Below are 18,850 nucleotides of genomic sequence, written 5' to 3' on the forward strand. Positions count from 1 at the left end.
AATTACAATATAGGAGATGAAGAGAATGAACTGCAAAATTACGCGTAATGCTGCTAAAGTATTGAAGCTTGAATTGGACAAGCCGGAGAACGAAGGAAAAAAACTGCGCGTTGTCATCACACATGCGCATGGTGACCATGCTCACTACGGGCTTGATCTCGACACACCTAAAGAAAATGATACGGTTGTATCTACCGATAAAGAGATTGATGTCATTCTCGCGAATGATCAGCCTTTGTTGAACGGTGTTAAAATTGACTACCTCTACTTCCCGGAAGAGGGATTTGTTATTACGAATCCGTCCCAAGGTAATCACGGCGACCACTAAGGGCGCGAAGAAGGGGAACTCATGGCTAACGATATCCGCGTATGCGAAAAGTGTAATCATGTCCGACTGAAATCGATTGTACCCAAGCTGCAAAAAATGGCTCCAGACACGGAGATCAAGATTGGGTGCAAATCCTATTGCGGTCCTTGCGCGAAACGTGCATTTGTCTTTATCAATGGTCGGTATATCAGTGCGCCGACAGAAGAAGAAGTGCTCGCCAAAGTTGCAAAGTTCGTGAAGTAAGGGATATAACAAGGTGAGTGGACGAAAACTGTTCACTCATCGGAAAGGAGGGGCAACATGCCTCTCCTTTTTTACGTTTGGGTAGCAGTGAAAGGATGTGTTACTCTATAGCACCTTTGACCATTTCAGTAATTTGGAAGGTATTTTCTTGAATTTCAATGGCGATGACGGTATTATCCTTTTTCAGAAAATGTACATGTCCCAGCCGTTCTTCCTCTAATTCCACCCATCCTGTATCCGCTAACTTCTGAAAATAATCCATTGGCGGGTATAGTCCTTGCTCACCCCCAATATGTTTCAGCTCGTACTTAATGCCTTTTTTAAGGTTGGGATCATCGGAATAAGCTATGTTTTCAATAAGCTTTGCATTGGTTGGAACAGGAATGTCTGGGTTCATGGATGACGCTGTATATCCTTCTATCTCGTATGTTGCAGGAGCGCAGCCTTGTACCCAAATGAGCAAGGGCAACATACAGAGTGTCAATAATATTTTCTTCAAATAAATTCCTCCTGATTTGGAATGATTACCTAATAAACGTAGCGAAATCAATTAAAGTTACGATGAAAACACAAAAGAAGAATAAGGAAGGCTTGTGTTATCCATCCTAAAGGGGTAACAGGAACATGATAATCCCAAGGAGGAATACTCATGCCGAAGCGTTATGATTCCAGTTTGCAAGCCGATACCACCGTATCTCAGGCGCAAAATGCGGTGAACAAGCTTCATTATGCTGTATCTCAGGCCGTGTCTCATCCGACGGCACAGACCATTGTACAGGCAGAACGACGTCTGGCACACACGGAGCAGGCGATGCAACAAGCAGAGCTTTCACTCGGAGGGCAAGGTGTTGAGTTGGCAGAGGAAATGTTCATCGAGGAGAAGAGAAGATTGAATTCAATCCAGAGTCAGCACGGTCAAGGGAATATATAACGTTCCTGTCACACCAGAACCCGCAGGGCAGCAATGCTTTGCGGGTTTTTCATCTCTTTTGCAATGACTCCCCATCCATGGGTCTACTCCGACAGTATGTCGAATGGTCGCTTAAAATTCTGTGAGAAGGTTAATAGAACAAGAGCAGGCAAAATTCCATACGGGAGGTACAGAATGACAAAACATATTACGGATTGTACAATTCTGAACAACGGAGTAACGATGCCATGGCTAGGATTTGGAACATATAAAGCAAAAGGTAAGGAAGTACAACAGGCGGTTGAGACCGCTTTGGAGGTTGGATATCGCAGTATTGATACCGCGTCCATCTATGGCAATGAGGAAGAAGTGGGACAAGCTATTGCAAGCAGTGGTGTTGCCCGTAACGAACTGTTTGTGACGACCAAGCTCTGGAACGAGGATCAGGGATTTGATTCAACATTAAGAGCATTTGAAGCCAGTCAGAAGGCACTTGGACTAAATGTGATTGATCTTTACTTAATTCACTGGCCTGGCAGAGACCAGTATAAGGAGACGTGGAGAGCATTCGAACGTCTATATAGCGAAGGAAGCATCCGTGCGATTGGTGTGAGTAATTTTCAAGTTCACCATTTGCAAGATATCATAGATGAGGGCGGAACGGTGCCTGCGGTAAATCAGGTAGAGCTGCATCCAGGTCTGATCCAGCAGGAACTTCAGGATTTCTGTGGGGCGCAGGGAATTCAACTGGAGGCTTGGAGCCCGATCATGAAAGGCAAGCTGAACCAAGAGTCCACCCTCAAAGCGCTGGCCCAGAAATATGGGAAAACGCCAGCACAGATCATTCTGCGCTGGGATATTCAGAATCAGATTGTGACGATTCCGAAGTCGGTTACCCCGGAGCGTATTCGTGAGAATGCGGACATCTTTGACTTTGAATTGACACCGGATGAGTTGAGACAGATTGATGCGCTGGATTCCGATAAGCGGACGGGTCCACATCCGGATCAACTGTTCTGGGATTGAGTGGGTAGGCGCTAATTGAATATAATTGTTTGATGAACTACTGGTGGTTGTTCCGGTTACGTAATCGTTCTTCGTGGGTTTAAGATGTAAGTATAATCGGTCACGCTAAGACACTGCGTGTGCAGAACAATCTTTCGATCGCCGTTATCCCCAGATTTTTTTGAAATTTCTATCAAGGGAGAAATCCGGTGATAAATGCGAGCGCTCCGCTTCTCCAGCTTTTTTCTGCCCACTCCGTTATCGTGAATATTATAAATCCATCTTTAGATTGGGTGGGTAATTAAAAAGGATATAAAAAAAGCAGCAGGATCGGGAAATATCCCCTGATCCTGCTGCTTTGTGTGTGTGAATTGGCTTAATTTTTTTTCGGGACTTCGCAACCGTCATCTGTGCAGATGCCACTGCCGTCTGTTTCTGTTGTGTTGGATTCAACCATGGTGAAAGGGGAACGCTCGTCCCATGCTTTTTGAATGGCATCCAGGAACACCTCGTCAGGCTGAGCACCTGATACGGCGAACTTGCGGTCGAATACAAAGAACGGTACACCGCGGATGCCGAGTTGCTCGCCTTCCGCTTGGTCAGCTCGGACATTGTCGGTGAATTGATCACTGGACAGCACTGCCTTAGCTGCATCTCGATCCAAGCCGACTTCCTCTGCTAACTGAGCCAACACTTCAGGGTCGCCGGAGTGTTTACCTTCAATAAACACAGCTTGGAATATCCGTTCACTCAGTTCGAGCGCTTTGCCTTGTGTATCTGCCCAGTGTGTCAGGCGGTGAGCTGAGAAGGAGTTCGTAGGGATCATGGCGTCGATATTGTATTCCAGTCCTGCCGTGCGAGCATTGGCATTCATCTGGGCATTCATACCTTTGGCCTGTTCCACGCTCATATTATATTTGGCAGCCAGATATTCCGAATTGGTTTTGCCTGGGTTCAATGCAGCGTTTGGATCAAGCTCGAAGCTTTTGAATTGCAGCTTCACTTCATCACGGTGTGGGAACTGTTCCAGTACATTCTCCAGGCGGCGTTTGCCGATATAACAGAAAGGGCACAGAAAATCAGACCATATCTCAATATTCATTTTATTAAAACCTCCATCATCCTTTTAGTTGAAACTAATATGGTTACAATTATAAAGCCACTTTCTATAATTCGCAAGGAGATTACTATTTATCCCGATATGCCTTGGACCAATGGTAAGGTTGAATCTCATCCAGTCTCTTGAAGACCAGTTGACCAGAAGGATCGTATACGGCAGCTTTGACTTCTTCGCCCCAGTAAAATAATCGTTCCTGGCATACACCGCAAGGTGTAAGGACCTTAAATTCTGAATGCTCGTCATCACGAGCGATACAGAGGGAGTGGGTGACACGTTCGTTCAATTTGTGGGCTTCCAGATAAGCTCCTGTTTCCATGCACAGATGCGTGGCATCGTTGATGACCTCTGGAGCTACGCTAATCAGCAGGGAACCGGCTTCGGTATGGACGGCACCCGCACCGCCCCATCCCTGAGGATAACGTTGCTTCACGAAGTTTGCGGCTGCATCGAACAATTGCTGTTCAATATTGATTGGTTCAGTGTGTGATGTCATGTAATGTAAGTTCCCCTTTTTAAATCCAATTCAATTCATTTCGTGTATTTGTTTAGCTTGTCATTACGATATTGCTCATTGCGATGTTGCTGCTCCACTGTCTTCCTCTTGAAAGCGCTGAATCAAATCATAGGTAATGACCGTGTCCGAGACATGCAATCGCTTAGTTGCTTCATCATGAGCGGGACGGCAAGCATTGATATCCGTTTTGTCACGTGTGGACAAGTCATAACAAGCGCCATTCTCGTAGATATAATCATCCGATGGAATGTAGAATACAGAACCATCCGAGAATGCGCCATTACGCAGCACAACCGTACGTTCAGACCCGTCATATACGTCGTTACCCATATGATAATAGGAAAGGTCGGACACGCCGAGCAGATGCAGCACGGATGGTGTGATGTCCAGTTGTCCCGAAGGTTCGTCGATGGTTCCGGGAGCTGCTCCGTCCGGTAAATGCACGAGCAGAGGAACCTCGTTCATGATCTGTGCCATATCGAGTTCGTTCAATGAACGTCCCAGAAATTGCTCGTATTGTGATTGTTCCTTAATCGAGTTGTCGTGATCCCCGTAGAACATGAAGATGGTATTTTCCCATAATCCCCGATTTTTCAGATCCTCCACCATCTTGCCGAGCGCCGAATCCACGTAATGAACGGACTGCAGATAGTTACCAAACATGGTTCCCTGGAACTCGCCTACATCCAGTTGCTGCTTCTCTTTTGGCAAGGCATACGGATGGTGGCTGGTAAGAGTGATTAGGAAGGAATAGAACGGTTCGGTCACCTCACTACTCATTTTCTCAACGGATTGCCGGAAAAAGGATTCATCAGACAGGGACCAGCCAAGCGGGTCATCCTGTGCAAAATCATTTTTACTATAAAACTTGTCGTACTTCATGTTCTGATACATCGTATACCGATTCCAGAAGCCACTCTCATAAGCGTGAAATACATTGGTGCTATACCCGTTATCCTTCAGGATGGAAGGAAGGGAATCATACGTATGGTCTGCATATCGTACAAAGGCTGATCCAACCGGAAGTGGATGTAGGGAAATGTTTGCGCCAAAATCGGCATCTGACGTTCTACCCTGACCGGTCTGGTGATAAAAGTGACTATAATACTGGCTTTCCTTCATCAGTTCATTAAAATGGGGCGTGATCTCCTGACCGCCAATGCTCTGACCAATCATGAAGTTCATAAAAGCCTCACCCTGGACAATGATCACATTGCTGTCTTTATATTTGCCAAACAAGGCATCATTCTGCGGGGCAGTTCCCTGCCTTTCAACGAAGAACACTTTTGCTTGCTCAACATCAGCGGGATCAGCCTGCGGCCCGGAGCCGATGTGGTCTTTGGCATAGTTGTACAGATCATAACCGTGAAAAGCGAGTAGTCCGGTCACGTTGTACATGGAAACATTCCACCAGTTGTTATCGAACAGGCCTTTGGCCCATGTTTTGCTGTAGAAATAAATCGGGCCGACGGCGAGGCCAAGTCCCAGCACAAGGGCAATGCTGCCAGCCGTGAGACGGCGGCGCAACCGTATCTTGCCATCGTTATACGAATAACTCCCGTAACTCGTAACAGATGTACTGGAGTACTTCGAACGGTAACGTCTGCTGAACAGTACGATAGCTGCGAACGGGATGACGACAAGCCAGTCGGCAAAGAACCAGAGATCACTTGTGTAGATCAATGTAGCGATGCTGTCACCCAATGCGTCAACTTGTCTCGCCTGCAACAATACCGGGATGGTCAAGAAATCCTGGAAATAGCGATAATACACCATATCGGCATAGATTAGTCCGGTAAGCAGCAGGTTAAGCACGGCGAGAGACACGATCATGCCTCTACGTGGCAGCAACCAGGTCCAGAAGGACAAGAGTAGTAAAGATCCAATGGCAATCACCTTATCCAGCAGTCCCATCGTAATGTTATAAGCGTGAAGATTGTGATGGAGCCACATGAGTTTGAGCAGCATGAGCACAAGAAAAATAAGATATAACGTTAATGGATGATTTAGAAGCCCGCGTGGCATGGAGCTGCGCGTAGGCCGAGTGACAACCATATGTATGTCCCCCTTGCTTTTGTTGTTTTGTTATCGGAATGTAAAATAGGGCTCCATCCATTATAGCGTGGCCTCATGTGTTTTCAACTATGCCTCAGAAGAATTGATTTCTGCGAAAGCGAAGACCGAAGTTGATGAATTCATATGATCGGAAAAGCGCACAAAAAAAAGCGCCCCGGCCATGGATGGCAGGAGCACTTTAGATTTGAAACAATTACGAAGATTGTGGTGTTTTATTTCGTGGGGGCAGTGGGCCCAAATACTGATAGTACTGGGTTTCAATTCGTCCGTTGAACAACTTGCGACGCTTGTCTGCCTTATGACCGAAATACTCTTCAAAAGCTTTGGTCGATGTGATTGCAAAAAAGGACCATGTTGGCATGTCGAGGTAACTGCGCCCTAATGAGCGAAGCAACTTCTGAACTTCTTTTTCTTCACTCAAACGTTCACCATATGGGGGATTGGTGATGATGACACCATATTCACCCTGTGGTCTTGCGCGATGAGCGGGCAGGACGCTGACTTCAATATCTTTGGCAAAGCCAGCACTTTTGATCGCTGCCATAGCAACTTCAATCGCTTCAGGATCAATATCGCTACCTGAAATTTGTAACGGGACATCGTCACGAACAGCATCGAATGCTTCTTCGCGTGCTTGTTCCCATAATTCTTCAGGAATCACAGCCCAATCCTCAGAGTTGAAGGTCCGACGAAGTCCTGGTGCAATGTTCCAGCCGATCATGGCGGCTTCGATCAGCATTGTACCTGATCCACAGCACGGGTCATAGAATGGGCGGGATACATTCCAGCGGCTGAGCTGAATAAGAGCTGCAGCAAGTGTTTCTTTCAGTGGCGCTTCGGTGACGAGTTTACGATAACCCCGTTTATGCAGACCTGGTCCCGTTGTATCTAAAGTAAGCAGGGCGCGATCGTTCAGCAGAATGACCTCAATCACATAACGAGACCCATCCTCTGGGAACCACTCTGTGTCATAAGTCAGCTTCAGTTTCTCTACGATTGCTTTTTTCACGATCCCTTGTGATGCAGGCACACTGCTTAACTGGGATTTTTGAGAACGACCCTCTACAGGGAATTCGCCGTCGGCTGGAATCCACTCTTCCCAAGGCAGTGCTTTGGTGCCTTCAAACAATTCGTCGAATGTTGTGGCAGGGAATTCACCCATTTTCACCAATACACGATCCGAACTTCTCAGCCACAGATTACAACGGCATATATCAATATAATCTCCTGTGAAGAAAACCCGTCCATTGTCGATCGTAACATCTTCATACCCCAGTTGTTTCAGTTCCCGGGCAACAACAGCCTCGAGTCCCATCGCCGAGGTTGCAATCAATTGCAATTGAGCCATGTGATTCATTTCAACTCCATTTCAAGCTGGAGAAGGGAAAACCTTCTCTCTGCTGTATAGTGACGGTGCGGCCTTGCCGCTTTCCGTGAAAAAACTTACAATGAGAAATGCGGTGAACGTAGGCACTCCTTTTTCGAAGTGGTGCACCTGTCAACCGCCTGTGTTGATAACAAACATTTATTATAGAACATTGGCATCCATATGGAAAGCAGTCCAAGTGTCCAAGGAGGATTTTAGTGGTGAATCTGACCCCTGATGAATATGTAAATCAATTATTTCAAGAGGATGATCTTTTGCTGAAAGTGAAAGAGGCCATCCGTTCGAACGGTATGCCGGAAGTATCCGTTGCGGCGGCTTATGGACGATTACTCACGTTTCTAGCGAAGACATCCAAAGCAGAAGCTGCGCTCGAAATCGGTGTGTTGGGCGGTTACAGTGGGATCTGCATTGCGCGCGGTTTGCGTGAGAATGGGACCCTGACTTCGCTGGAACTGAAAGAGGGATATGCGGCAATGGCGCGTGGTCATCTGGAAGAAGGCGGATTTGGCGAAAAGGTCGAGTATCGGATTGGCCCGGCGGCAGACAGCCTGGAGCAATTGGAGCAGGAAGGACGCACATTTGATTTCTTCTTTATTGACGCAGATAAGGAGAATTATCCGGTATATCTCGATTATGCCATTAAGCTGGCCCGGCCAGGTGCTGTCATTGTAGGTGATAATTGTTTCCTGCGTGGTCGTACGCTGAATCCGGACAAGCAGGGCCCGGCCGTGCTTGCGGTTCGCCGTTTCAATGAACAGATGGCAAGTGACCCGCGCCTGGTGACGACCATGTTGCCCGATTACGATGGGCTGGTACTTGCCTGGGTGAAGTAACAGTGGAAATTTCCTAAAGATAAAACTCCGATGGAACACGATCTCACGCGTTTATGTTTGTGAGGGGGATCGTGTTTCTGTTTGGCGTTTTCTGAAAAACACAAAGAAAGAGACGACACACCTTGAATGAAAGGGTGGTGTCATCTCTTATTTTTGTCCAAATTTATAAAGGATAAGTGCTTTCTTATACTTCAGGTGTTCCGTACGTTTCAAACCATTTTTTGATGGTGTCAAAATCATCACTGAAGGACAAACCCAGCATCAATAATACACGAGCTTGTTGTGGACTCAGGTTGTCGCCTGCAATGATACCTTTGCCACCGCCATACACACTTCCTGAACCCGTCCGAGTGGTGGTCACAAAGATGACACCTTCTTCAATGGCCTTGGTACGAGCTTGTCCCATAGCTCTGGAGATGCCACCAGCTCCGGTACCGGAAGTCACAATTCCTTTGACACCGCTGCTCACGAATCCTTCAATGGCTCCGCCGCCAGCTTCTTGATATGAGATCGCAATTTCTACTTTGGCCAGATCTGCCTTAGTGATTTTACTTAGATCAAATACGGGCTTTGCTGTGCCTTCTGGTTTCAAGGCACGTGCAGGAGCACGGTAGATTCGAATGTTCTCTTCATCTATATATCCTACAGCGCCGAGCATCGGCGTTTCAAACGTATCTGTCCGATAATCATTGGTCTTGGTTACACCGCGAGCAAGCTGGATTGTGTCATTCAACATGAGTACTGTGCCGAATGAAGTGGTACGACCACTGCCTGCAAGTTTGATGGCGTTGTACAGATTGGCTTGAGCGTCAGAACCGATGACGGTCCATGGACGCATGGAGCCTGTGATCACGACAGGTTTGTCACTCTGAACCGTCATATCGAGGAAATAAGCGATTTCTTCCATAGTATCTGTACCCGTGGTAACGACAACACTGTCATACATTGCCAGAGCTTTGTCTACGGTCTGCGACAAGTCATAGAGGTCGGCCATGCTATAGGAACCTGAACCTGAGTTTCCGAATTGGAGCGTGCTAACATCAGCAATCTTCTGTTTATCCGGTAAGGCGTCTACCATCTCTCCAATCGGAAGTGTACCTGCCTTGTAATTTTGGAAGCTGGTAGCATCCTCAGATTGACCTGCAATCGTTCCGCCAGTTCCGATCACCAATACATTAGGGAGTGCAGATTGCTTGGAAGAGTCTGGTATGGCAGGGATGGAAGTATTGCGAGCCGGAGTAGTGGTTGCTGTCTGAACAGCACCTGTTGTACCTTTCACCTCTACCGTAGCTGCGTGCGCAGCGTAGGTTCCAATGGGGGACAACGAGATGGTTAATGCTGTTAAAGCTGCGGTACTCCATACGGCCCAGGGACGAAGTTTGGATGTTTTACTCATGAATAGCACTCTCCTTCAAGTAAGTGTGATGTTAAGTTTGTTAAGAAGAATATGTATACCATTTCAAATTGATTGTATTTTATGTTAAGTAATATGACAAACATAGATAATGGTAGAGTAATCGGTTACATTCATAGATAATGAGAGTAAAATGATTGTTTATAAGGAATTATGAAAGATTATTCATATTGATAGAGATAGAAAAGAAGTGGTTTTAGCAGTTTTGAAGGAAAATAAGCCCTTATGATGTTAGTTAACGTTACATAATGAGTCTTTTGTACTGATAAAATGAAGCATTTTAATAAAAGAATGTCGAATTGGGACTCATATCAGAAGTAAGTAACAGAATAAGAGGATGATAGTAACGCATATTAGGTAATGGGAATCAATTACGGTCTAAAGAGTGGTTTCGTTATAGAGTTATGTTTATAATAGGGGTGATCAACATATGTAAATAAATATATAATGATGATTGGAGGAGAAACGATGAAACAGGCACCGAGAAAGTATGCAAATTACATTCCGATTCGGGAACTGGAGACTTTGGAAGAGAGGTTATCTCCCTTCAAGGTGTATGCAGAACTTCGTGATAACACTCCAGTCCGATATGATGAGCATCGAGAATGTTGGGATGTTTTTGGTTATGAAGATGTGAAGTACGTTTTGAAAAATCCGAAACTATTCTCTTCTGCACGTGATCGTGCCAATACGAGCATGTTGACGACAGACCCTCCCAAACACAAACAGCTGCGTGATCTGGTGAATCAGGCGTTTACACCCAAGGCAATTGAAGCATTGGCTCCGCGTATTCAGGAAATCACAGATGAGTTAATTGCTCCATACCTGTCAGAAGGACATATGGAACTTATTGATGACCTTGCAACACCATTGCCCGTCATTGTCATTGCGGAATTGATCGGAGTCCCTGCGGCGGATCGTCAAAAGTTCAAAGACTGGTCTGATGTGTTGGTGAAAGGCGCGCGTGACGATAGTGAGCAGGCCTTCCAGGAGTTATTGGAGGAGAAAAAAAGAAATATGCAGGAGTTGCATATCTATTTCACTGGCATTATGGAAGAACGTCGGTTGCAGCCAAAGGATGATCTGATCTCATTACTGCTTGCTGCGGAGATTGATGGTCAGCAATTGACTTCAGATGAAGTGGTAGGCTTCTGTATTCTCTTACTTGCTGCCGGTAATGAAACAACAACCAACCTGATTACCAATGCGGTTCGTATTCTGTCTGAACAACCCGAGCTACAACAGGAGTTGCGCGAACATCCTGAGCGGATTACTTCTGCGATTGAAGAGACGCTGAGATATTATCCGCCAATTGTCGCGATTGGGCGGGTCGCCAAGGAAACTGTAGAGTTGAATGGCCAGATGATTCAAGCTGGGGAGCAGGTGATTTCCTGGGTTGGAGCAGCCAATCGGGACAGTGCCCAATTTGAAAACCCGGAAGATTTTATATCTGATCGCAAGCCGAACAGACATATGGGATTTGGATTTGGCATTCATTTTTGTTTGGGTGCACCACTCGCTCGATTGGAGGCAAGGGTAGTCCTTCATACATTGCTTCAGCACATGGGAAACATTCAGCTTGTGCCGGGAACGGCTCTGCAACCGATACAAAGTGCTTTTGTATTTGGTGTGAAACATTATCCGATACAATTCAATCTAATAAATAAATGATGAATGGCGCATGAATGACAAAAGCCGCTCTCAGGCCAATTAGGCGCTGGAAGCGGCTTTTTCAAATGAAAAAGTAAGATGTACTCATTAAGAAATGGATAGGGAATCAGGATTCCCGAATAGAAGCAGGTTTGTTATACAATTTGAATCTGACCCAAACCATATTGAGCAGTAGCAGTCCACCAGAAACGATAAAGAGACCTTCTATTCCGATGAATCCTGCCATAAAGCCTCCGATGACGGCCCCAAGCATGTTGCCCAACGCCAAAGTGCTCGTATTAAAACTGAATGCACGGCTAATCATGCTATCTGATGTGTAGGAACGGATCAAGGCGTTAACGCTTGGAAGCAGGCCACCCATGAACACACCCATCATGAAACGAACAAGAATGAGCTGCCACACGGTCTGAACAAATGCCTGCGGAATAAGCATGAGTCCTGTTCCTATGAGAGAGAACGTCAGCACCTTGTGAGGACCAATCCGGTCACTCAGCTTCCCGAGAATCGGAGACATCGCCATATTGGATAGTCCCGTAACTGCACCGACAAGTCCTGCCCAGAAGGCCACATTTACATCCGAAGCATGCAATTTTTGTACATACAGCGGCAAGAGTGACATGGGGCTTATCATCGCAAATTGCAACAGGAACGTCACAGCAAACAGTGCGGGCAGTTGAGGTGATTTGTTCAACTCCTTCAGACCGGACAATACGGATTGTGCCGGCAGTTTGGCTGCTTCTTTGCGGTCGAATTTCTCTCTCACCAGGAACATGGCGAGCATGGAAGCGACGAAGATCAGTCCGCCTGTAATGTAGAAAATGGGACGGAAGCCTACCGCATCAGCTAGCAATCCACCAATGAGCGGACCCAGGATCGTGCCGGCAACCTGCCCGGACTGACTGATTCCCATGGCGAAACCCATTCGGTCCTTCGGAGTGGTACCCGATATCAGCGCAACAGCTGCAGGATTGAAACCGGAAATTGTACCGTTAAGCAAACGCAATAAGAGAAGCTGCCAGGGATTCTGTGCCAGACCCATAAGGGCGATCACGATGGCCATTCCGAATCCCGAGCGCAGCAGCATAACTTTGCGGCCATACTTGTCCGATAACTTGCCCCAGAGCGGTTGGAACAAAAATGAGGTCAGGAAATTGGCTGCAAATATAAATCCGGCCCAAATGCCAATTTCATGTTCGCCAACAACGCCAAGATCTCTTGCGAGATACAGGGACAAAAATGGGGTAATCATGGTCATGCCCGAATTGACCAAAAATTGTCCGAACCAAAGCACAATGAGGTTTACTTTCCATGTTTTCAAAGTGCTTTCACTTCCTTTCAAAGATATTTCTGTAATTCTCAAAAAAACACCATTCTTTCATTATAACATAATTGGCATATGGAGGAGGGGTGTAAGGAATGTCATAGTATTGTCACGTAGAACGCATCTGCATGTGGTTGTTACGGCTGTTTAAAAAGGGCATAATGGTAATTATGAGTCCAAAAACTATTGGAGGCTTCTTACATGAGCTATAATGATCGACTGATTCGGGCAAGTTTCAAGCAACAGGTCGACCGTGTTCCGGTATGGTACATGCGTCAGGCTGGACGTTACGATCCTGAATATCGCAAGATTAAAGAAAAGTACTCCTTGCTAGAAATCTGCCAACAACCCGAGCTGGCGGCTGAAGTTACACTCATGCCCGTACGCAAGCTTGGTGTAGATGCGGCTATTTTGTATTCCGATATTATGAATCCGGTTGCCTCACTGGGCATTGATTTTGACATTGTAAAAAATATTGGTCCAGTTATCGATAATCCTATTCGGTCCGCTGCAGATGTGGATCGTTTGCGTCCCATTGACGTCGAAGGAGATCTGTCACATATTCTGGAGACCATTCGAATTCTGGATAAGGAACTTGACGTGCCTCTGATTACGTTTGCGGGCGCACCTTTCACGATTGCGAGTTATCTGATCGAAGGACAACCTTCGAAAGGTTACATCCGCACCAAAACGATGATGTACAGCGAGCCTGAAGTATGGCACAAGCTGATGCAGAAGCTTGGTGATATGGTTATTACATATGTCCGTGCGCATATTGCGAATGGCGGTAAGGCATTCCAGTTGTTTGACAGCTGGGTTGGAGCACTTTCTCCCAAAGACTTCAGAACATATGTGTTGCCTACGATTACCCGTATCTTTACCGAATTATCGGATTTGAATGTACCGAAGATTTATTTCCCTGGTGTTGCATCCGGTGAGTTGTTGCCAACACTGCATAATCTGCAAGCCGATGTGATTGGACTCGACTGGAGAGTATCCATTTCGGAAGGGCGTCAACGGCTTGGCGGCAAATTTGCAGTACAGGGTAACCTGGACCCATATTTGCTGACTGCCCCGATGGAACTGATTAAAGAGCAAGCCAAAGTGATTATTGACGAAGGAATCAAGGAGCCGGGTTATATTTTCAACCTCGGACACGGATTATTTCCTGAAGCATCGCTAGAGAAGCTCAGAGAACTAACGGCGTATATTCATGAATATTCTGCCGAAGCAATGAAGACTGGGGTGACGGTAACCAATGACTAATACTGTAGGTGTACTGGTGATGTCGTATGGCACACCGGAAAATATGGAGAGTGTTGAAGCGTATTACACACATATCCGCAGAGGACGTCCGCCTGAACCGGAGCAATTGAAGGAACTGACGGACCGTTATGAAGCCATTGTTGGCGGTGTTTTCCCACTTCGTGAGAACACAGACAATCAGGTCAAGGCCCTTCAAGAGACATTAAACCGCGATGAGCGTGGCGCTGATGTGGAATTCCGTTGTTATCAAGGACTGAAGCATGCCTATCCGTTTATTGAGGATGGCGTGGAGCAGATGGCGAAGGATGGAATTCAGACAGCCATTGGTATTGTACTGGCTCCTCATTTTTCCACGATGAGTGTAGGCAGTTATATCAAACGTGCGCGTGAAAAAGCAGAAGAGCTGGGCGTTCATATGTCCTTTATTGAGAGTTATCATCTGCATCCGAAGTTAATTCAGGCGTTGTCCACACGTGTCAGTGCCAAGTTGGATGCGTTCGAAGAAGCTGGAGCAAAACGCGGAGATGTGAAGGTGTTGTTTAGTGCGCACAGTCTGCCGGCACGTATTGTGGAGATGGGTGATCCATACCCGCAACAATTGCTGGAGACTTCGGAAGTGATTGCCTCACGTGTAGGCATAACCAATTGGCAATTTACGTGGCAGAGTGCCGGACGAACAGCTGAGCCTTGGCTTGGACCGGATATTCTGGATACGTTACAGGAGCTTTCTCGTGAACAGGTAGAGGATGTACTTGTGGCACCAATCGGGTTTGTCTCGGATCATCTCGAAGTGCTCTATGATCTCGATATTGAGGCCAAATCGATTGCCAAAGAGATCGACATGCGCCTGATGCGTATTGACTCCCTCAATAGCGATCCTCTATACATGGAGACGTTAAGCGACGTTATTATAAGCCAATGGCAGCAAGGGTCGGATGAGTAATGGGTGATAAGAAACGCCGTGTTGTTGTTGTCGGCGGTGGCCTTACCGGCCTCAGCGCGGCATTTTATATCCGCAAGCATTACCGGGAAGCAGGCGTTGAACCCGTGATTACTTTGGTCGAGAAAAGCTCGTCCATGGGAGGTATGATTGAGACACTGCACCGGGATGGATTTGTGATTGAAAAAGGGCCGGATTCTTTCCTGGCTCGCAAAACAGCAATGATTGACCTGGCTAAAGAATTGGAGATCGATCATGAACTGGTCAGTCAGAATCCGGAGTCGAAGAAAACGTATATCATGCAGCGTGGCAAGCTTCATCCTATGCCAGCAGGACTTGTTCTCGGTATCCCGACGGAACTAAGACCATTCTTGAGAAGTGGTCTGGTCTCTCCGGCAGGCAAACTGCGGGCATTGATGGATTTTGTCATCCCGCCGCGTCGTACAACAGAGGATGAATCGCTCGGTTATATGATTGAACGCCGTCTTGGAGCTGAAGTGCTGGAGAACTTGACGGAACCCCTGCTCGCAGGAATCTATGCAGGTGATATGCGGCGATTGAGCCTCCAGGCTACCTTCCCGCAGTTCGGAGAAGTAGAGCGCGATTACGGCAGCTTGATCCGGGGCATGATGACGGGTCGCAAACCGGCTGAAACGCATACCGGAACAAAACGGAGCGCTTTTCTGAACTTTCGTCAGGGACTTCAGAGCCTTGTTCATGCACTCGTCCACGAGTTGCAGGATGTGGATCAACGTCTGAACACTGCGGTGAAGTCACTGCAACGCCTTGATGGAGCGCAGACCAGATACATTGTTGAACTTGGTAATGGCGAAATGCTTGAAGCCGATGATGTAGTGGTTACTGTGCCGGCATATGTCGCGTCGGAGCTGTTGAAGCCTCACGTGGATACAGCGGCACTGGATGCGATTAACTATGTGTCTGTAGCCAATGTAGTGCTCGCTTTTGAGAAAAAAGAGGTGGAGCATGTATTCGACGGGTCGGGTTTCCTCGTTCCGCGGAAAGAGGGCCGTAATATTACGGCTTGTACGTGGACATCGACGAAATGGCTGCATACGAGCCCGGATGATAAAGTACTGCTCCGCTGTTATGTTGGTCGCTCCGGTGACGAACAGAACGTAGAGCTTCCGGATGAAGCGCTGACGAATCTGGTTCTCAAGGATCTGAGAGAGACGATGGGTATTGAAGCAGTGCCGATCTTCTCCGAGATTACAAGGCTACGTAAATCCATGCCACAGTATCCGGTGGGACACCTCCAACATATTGCCGCCCTCCGTGAGGAGCTTGGCAGCAAATTACCGGGTGTGTACATTGCAGGTGCAGGTTATGAGGGCGTAGGTTTGCCTGATTGCATCAGACAAGCGAAGGAAATGTCTGTTCAGGCTACACAAGAGCTTGCAGCAGATTAAGTACAGCAAGAGAGCTGTCTCAAACGTAGAATTATCTACTGGAGAGATGGCTTTTTTTATGTGAAGATCTGGAAGCTAACTGAGTTCATACCCTTTCAATCGATACAGTTCCAACGAATGATGGAAATCCAGAATATGCCTGATATAATGGTATGTATGGCTGTGAAGAAGAAGAGGAGTTGCTTATGTATCCCCCAAGATCAGAGCGAAGTGTAAAGAAGAAAAAAGGTAGTAAACGCACCCGCAATACAATCACAATCATCTGGACAGTTAATATTGTATTGATCATTGCAATTGGTCTGGTGGGCATTTTTTATGTCATTGATACACGTCAGCAACAGGCAGACCAGCCGGTGAAACAAGAAATCGTCGATCAGGATCAGCCTTCCATTGGAGACGATGCCAAAGGCGGCGATCAAGTAACTTCTCCAGACTCGGAATCCGATGAGAATTCGGAAGAAGAACACGAAGCTACGGATGAAGAGACAACAGCGGATGCAGATAAGACATCTGGAGCAGCGACACCTGACACTTCAAGAAATACCAATAGTGAGAAAGCAGAATCCGGAACGAAAAAACCTGTGGCAGATTCGACACCTTCCGGCACCAAGGGAAATACAGGTGTGGATCAGGAATCAGGGACGTCGAAACCTTCCAATTCAGCGAAGAATGTCACGATTAACTTTGTTGGTGATATTCAATTTTCGGGCAAAGTTGCTGAGTTGCTGGATAAGAACGGTTATGACTATCCCTTTGCCAAACTCGGCAGATTATTCAAGGATGATGATCTTACCATCGGTAACCTGGAGACACCAATAACTCAGGGTGGTACCAGTGCAGCTGATAAAACCTATGTCTACAAATCATCGCCCAAAGCATTGGCGGCAATGGCTTCAGCCGGTTTTGATGCTGTCAATTTGGCTAACAATCATATTTTGGATCAGGGCGTAGAGGGCTTGGTGGATACGTTAACTTATCTTAAGGAATATGGCATAGCTCACACCGGGGCAGGTATGAACAGGGATGAGGCCTATGCACCAGCATATCTGGAACGCAAAGGCATGAAGATTGCATTGCTTGGGTTCTCCCGAGTTGTACCGGAAACGAGTTGGAAGGCTGAAGGCAATCGGGCTGGCGTGGCTGAAGCCTACGATTCCACAGGAGCAGTCAAAGCGATCCAGGAGGCCCGTAAGAAGGCTGATCTGGTGATCGTGGTTGCACACTGGGGAGAGGAACGTGTAAGTACTCCGAATAGTGACCAGACCCGATTGGCTCATGAGTTTGTAGATGCTGGCGCTGATCTGGTCATAGGTGGTCATCCTCATGTGTTGCAAGGGCTGGAGTACTATAAGGGGAAGTGGATTGCATACAGTACGGGCAATTTCATTTTCTCCAGATCCACAACCGAAGAGACATGGAAAACGGCGGTATTTCAGGCTCGCTGTAGTCAAGATGCAGCTTGCAGCATGAAAGTTATCCCTTATGAGGCCGGGCTTGGTCAGGCCATTCCGATGATCGATGAGGCAAACAAACTGCTGTTGGAACAGATGGCAAAGCTCTCCCCGGGCATTCGATATGATGGGAATGGAGTCGCTTCACCTAATTAAAAACCTTTTGAGGAGGGAATCGAATGAACAACCTTTGTGTAGCGCACCGTGGATTTTCTTCTATTGCACCAGAGAATACGATGGCTGCATTCCTGATGGCCATGGAGCGGCCTGAAGTTCAGTGGATGGAGCTGGATGTGCAGTTGTCACGTGATGGTGTACCAGTGGTCATTCATGATTTTACAGTGGATCGCACGACAAATGGCAAGGGCCTGGTTCGGGAAACTGATTGGGCTGATCTGCAACGTCTGGATGCTGGAGCATGGAAAAACAAGTCTTACAAAGGCGAACGGATTCCGGCGCTAAGTGAATTGTTAGATCGCTCGTGCGGCAGAGTGCGTTTGAACATTGAACTGAAAACGCAGGGAGACATGTACCCGGGTCTGCCTGCGGCTGTTATACATGAAGTGAGAAAAAGACATATGCAAAATGATGTTGTGATCACCTCATTTGAACCAGCCGCTCTGATCGAAGTGAAGAAACTTGCACCGGAGATCCAGACGGGGCTGATTATCGATGCACGACCAGGCGATCTGTTAACCGCCCTGCGGAAGATGAATTGTACATTCCTCTCGATTGGATACACCAATGTAGATAAATCCTTAATGAACGAGATGCGGAATGCAGGCATTCGGGTGATGGCTTGGACAGTGGATGACAAGACCATTATGAAGAAACTGGCGGCGGTTGATCCAGAACTCATGTTATGTACGAACCGTCCTGACGTATGGGAGCTGGCATTTCAGGAGACGAGCAGCCGATTTTTCAGACCCTAACTTTCCTATATG

The 18,850-nt window shown here is 47.0% G+C and carries 18 protein-coding genes; 11 read left to right on the top strand and 7 right to left on the bottom strand.

Going from position 1 to position 18,850, the window contains the following annotated elements:
* Positions 1-25 precede the first annotated feature (25 nt).
* Both MHB43_RS10880 and MHB43_RS10885 read left to right on the top strand, forming a co-directional pair.
* Positions 26-328, top strand: a complete 303-nt coding sequence (locus tag MHB43_RS10880; protein WP_036670085.1) for a heme biosynthesis protein HemY — start codon at positions 26-28, stop codon at positions 326-328.
* 21 nt (positions 329-349) lie between these two features.
* Positions 350-571: a DUF1450 domain-containing protein gene (locus MHB43_RS10885; protein ID WP_017689421.1), complete on the top strand. Its 222-nt coding sequence runs from the start codon at positions 350-352 to the stop codon at positions 569-571.
* 100 nt (positions 572-671) lie between these two features.
* Here the strand turns inward: MHB43_RS10885 and MHB43_RS10890 are convergent, their stop codons facing one another.
* The gene (locus MHB43_RS10890; protein WP_221823308.1) at positions 672-1,070 is read right to left on the bottom strand and encodes a hypothetical protein; all 399 of its coding nucleotides are present in this window, start codon (positions 1,068-1,070) and stop codon (positions 672-674) included.
* Between the two features lie 150 nt (positions 1,071-1,220).
* On the opposite strand from MHB43_RS10890, the gene MHB43_RS10895 reads away from it, so the two are divergent.
* Together MHB43_RS10895 and MHB43_RS10900 are read left to right on the top strand one after the other, a co-directional pair.
* Positions 1,221-1,502 carry a hypothetical protein gene (locus tag MHB43_RS10895; RefSeq protein ID WP_221823310.1) on the top strand — a complete coding sequence of 94 codons (282 nt, stop codon included), beginning with the start codon at positions 1,221-1,223 and terminating at the stop codon, positions 1,500-1,502.
* 174 nt (positions 1,503-1,676) lie between these two features.
* Positions 1,677-2,507, top strand: coding sequence for an aldo/keto reductase (locus MHB43_RS10900; RefSeq protein ID WP_036670089.1), 831 nt, complete (start codon positions 1,677-1,679; stop codon positions 2,505-2,507).
* Between the two features lie 355 nt (positions 2,508-2,862).
* Here MHB43_RS10900 and MHB43_RS10905 read toward each other — a convergent pair whose 3' ends face one another.
* The 4 genes from MHB43_RS10905 to MHB43_RS10920 form a co-directional block, all read right to left on the bottom strand.
* Positions 2,863-3,588: a DsbA family oxidoreductase gene (locus MHB43_RS10905; RefSeq protein WP_339183755.1), complete on the bottom strand. Its 726-nt coding sequence runs from the start codon at positions 3,586-3,588 to the stop codon at positions 2,863-2,865.
* 85 nt (positions 3,589-3,673) lie between these two features.
* Positions 3,674-4,099, bottom strand: coding sequence for a cytidine deaminase (locus MHB43_RS10910; RefSeq protein ID WP_339183757.1), 426 nt, complete (start codon positions 4,097-4,099; stop codon positions 3,674-3,676).
* A 75-nt stretch (positions 4,100-4,174) separates the two neighbouring features.
* A complete protein-coding gene (locus tag MHB43_RS10915) occupies positions 4,175-6,175 on the bottom strand; it encodes an LTA synthase family protein (RefSeq protein ID WP_405131953.1) in 2,001 nt (666 codons plus the stop codon).
* 214 nt (positions 6,176-6,389) lie between these two features.
* Positions 6,390-7,544, bottom strand: coding sequence for a class I SAM-dependent RNA methyltransferase (locus MHB43_RS10920; RefSeq protein ID WP_036609715.1), 1,155 nt, complete (start codon positions 7,542-7,544; stop codon positions 6,390-6,392).
* A 239-nt stretch (positions 7,545-7,783) separates the two neighbouring features.
* Here MHB43_RS10920 and MHB43_RS10925 point away from each other — a divergent pair, with 239 nt between their 5' ends.
* Positions 7,784-8,416, top strand: coding sequence for an O-methyltransferase (locus MHB43_RS10925; protein WP_405131954.1), 633 nt, complete (start codon positions 7,784-7,786; stop codon positions 8,414-8,416).
* Between the two features lie 184 nt (positions 8,417-8,600).
* On the opposite strand, the gene MHB43_RS10930 is transcribed toward MHB43_RS10925, so the two are convergent.
* Positions 8,601-9,812, bottom strand: a complete 1,212-nt coding sequence (locus tag MHB43_RS10930; protein ID WP_405131955.1) for an asparaginase — start codon at positions 9,810-9,812, stop codon at positions 8,601-8,603.
* A 486-nt stretch (positions 9,813-10,298) separates the two neighbouring features.
* On the opposite strand from MHB43_RS10930, the gene MHB43_RS10935 reads away from it, so the two are divergent.
* Entirely contained in the window at positions 10,299-11,501 is a 1,203-nt protein-coding gene (locus tag MHB43_RS10935) for a cytochrome P450 (protein WP_405131956.1), read from the top strand.
* A gap of 106 nt (positions 11,502-11,607) precedes the next feature.
* On the opposite strand, the gene MHB43_RS10940 is transcribed toward MHB43_RS10935, so the two are convergent.
* On the bottom strand, positions 11,608-12,819 hold the full coding sequence (locus MHB43_RS10940) for an MFS transporter (protein WP_339183764.1): 1,212 nt from the start codon (positions 12,817-12,819) through the stop codon (positions 11,608-11,610).
* A 204-nt stretch (positions 12,820-13,023) separates the two neighbouring features.
* On the opposite strand from MHB43_RS10940, the gene hemE reads away from it, so the two are divergent.
* From hemE to MHB43_RS10965, 5 genes are all read left to right on the top strand, one after another.
* On the top strand, positions 13,024-14,088 hold the full coding sequence (gene hemE, locus MHB43_RS10945; protein ID WP_339183765.1) for a uroporphyrinogen decarboxylase: 1,065 nt from the start codon (positions 13,024-13,026) through the stop codon (positions 14,086-14,088).
* Positions 14,081-15,031, top strand: a complete 951-nt coding sequence (gene hemH, locus MHB43_RS10950) for a ferrochelatase (protein ID WP_221823324.1) — start codon at positions 14,081-14,083, stop codon at positions 15,029-15,031. Before hemE ends, hemH begins: the two co-directional genes overlap by 8 nt.
* Positions 15,031-16,455, top strand: coding sequence for a protoporphyrinogen oxidase (hemY, locus tag MHB43_RS10955; RefSeq protein WP_405131957.1), 1,425 nt, complete (start codon positions 15,031-15,033; stop codon positions 16,453-16,455). The genes hemH and hemY overlap by 1 nt, the downstream gene beginning before the upstream one ends.
* A 185-nt stretch (positions 16,456-16,640) precedes the next feature.
* A complete protein-coding gene (locus MHB43_RS10960) occupies positions 16,641-18,062 on the top strand; it encodes a CapA family protein (protein ID WP_405131958.1) in 1,422 nt (473 codons plus the stop codon).
* Between the two features lie 23 nt (positions 18,063-18,085).
* Positions 18,086-18,838 (top strand): glycerophosphodiester phosphodiesterase, encoded by a 753-nt coding sequence (locus MHB43_RS10965; RefSeq protein WP_405131959.1) that lies wholly within the window; start codon positions 18,086-18,088, stop codon positions 18,836-18,838.
* The last annotated feature ends 12 nt before the right edge of the window (positions 18,839-18,850 follow it).

It is taken from the genome of Paenibacillus sp. FSL H8-0317, from assembly GCF_045040685.1.
In the GTDB taxonomy this organism is placed as follows: domain Bacteria; phylum Bacillota; class Bacilli; order Paenibacillales; family Paenibacillaceae; genus Paenibacillus.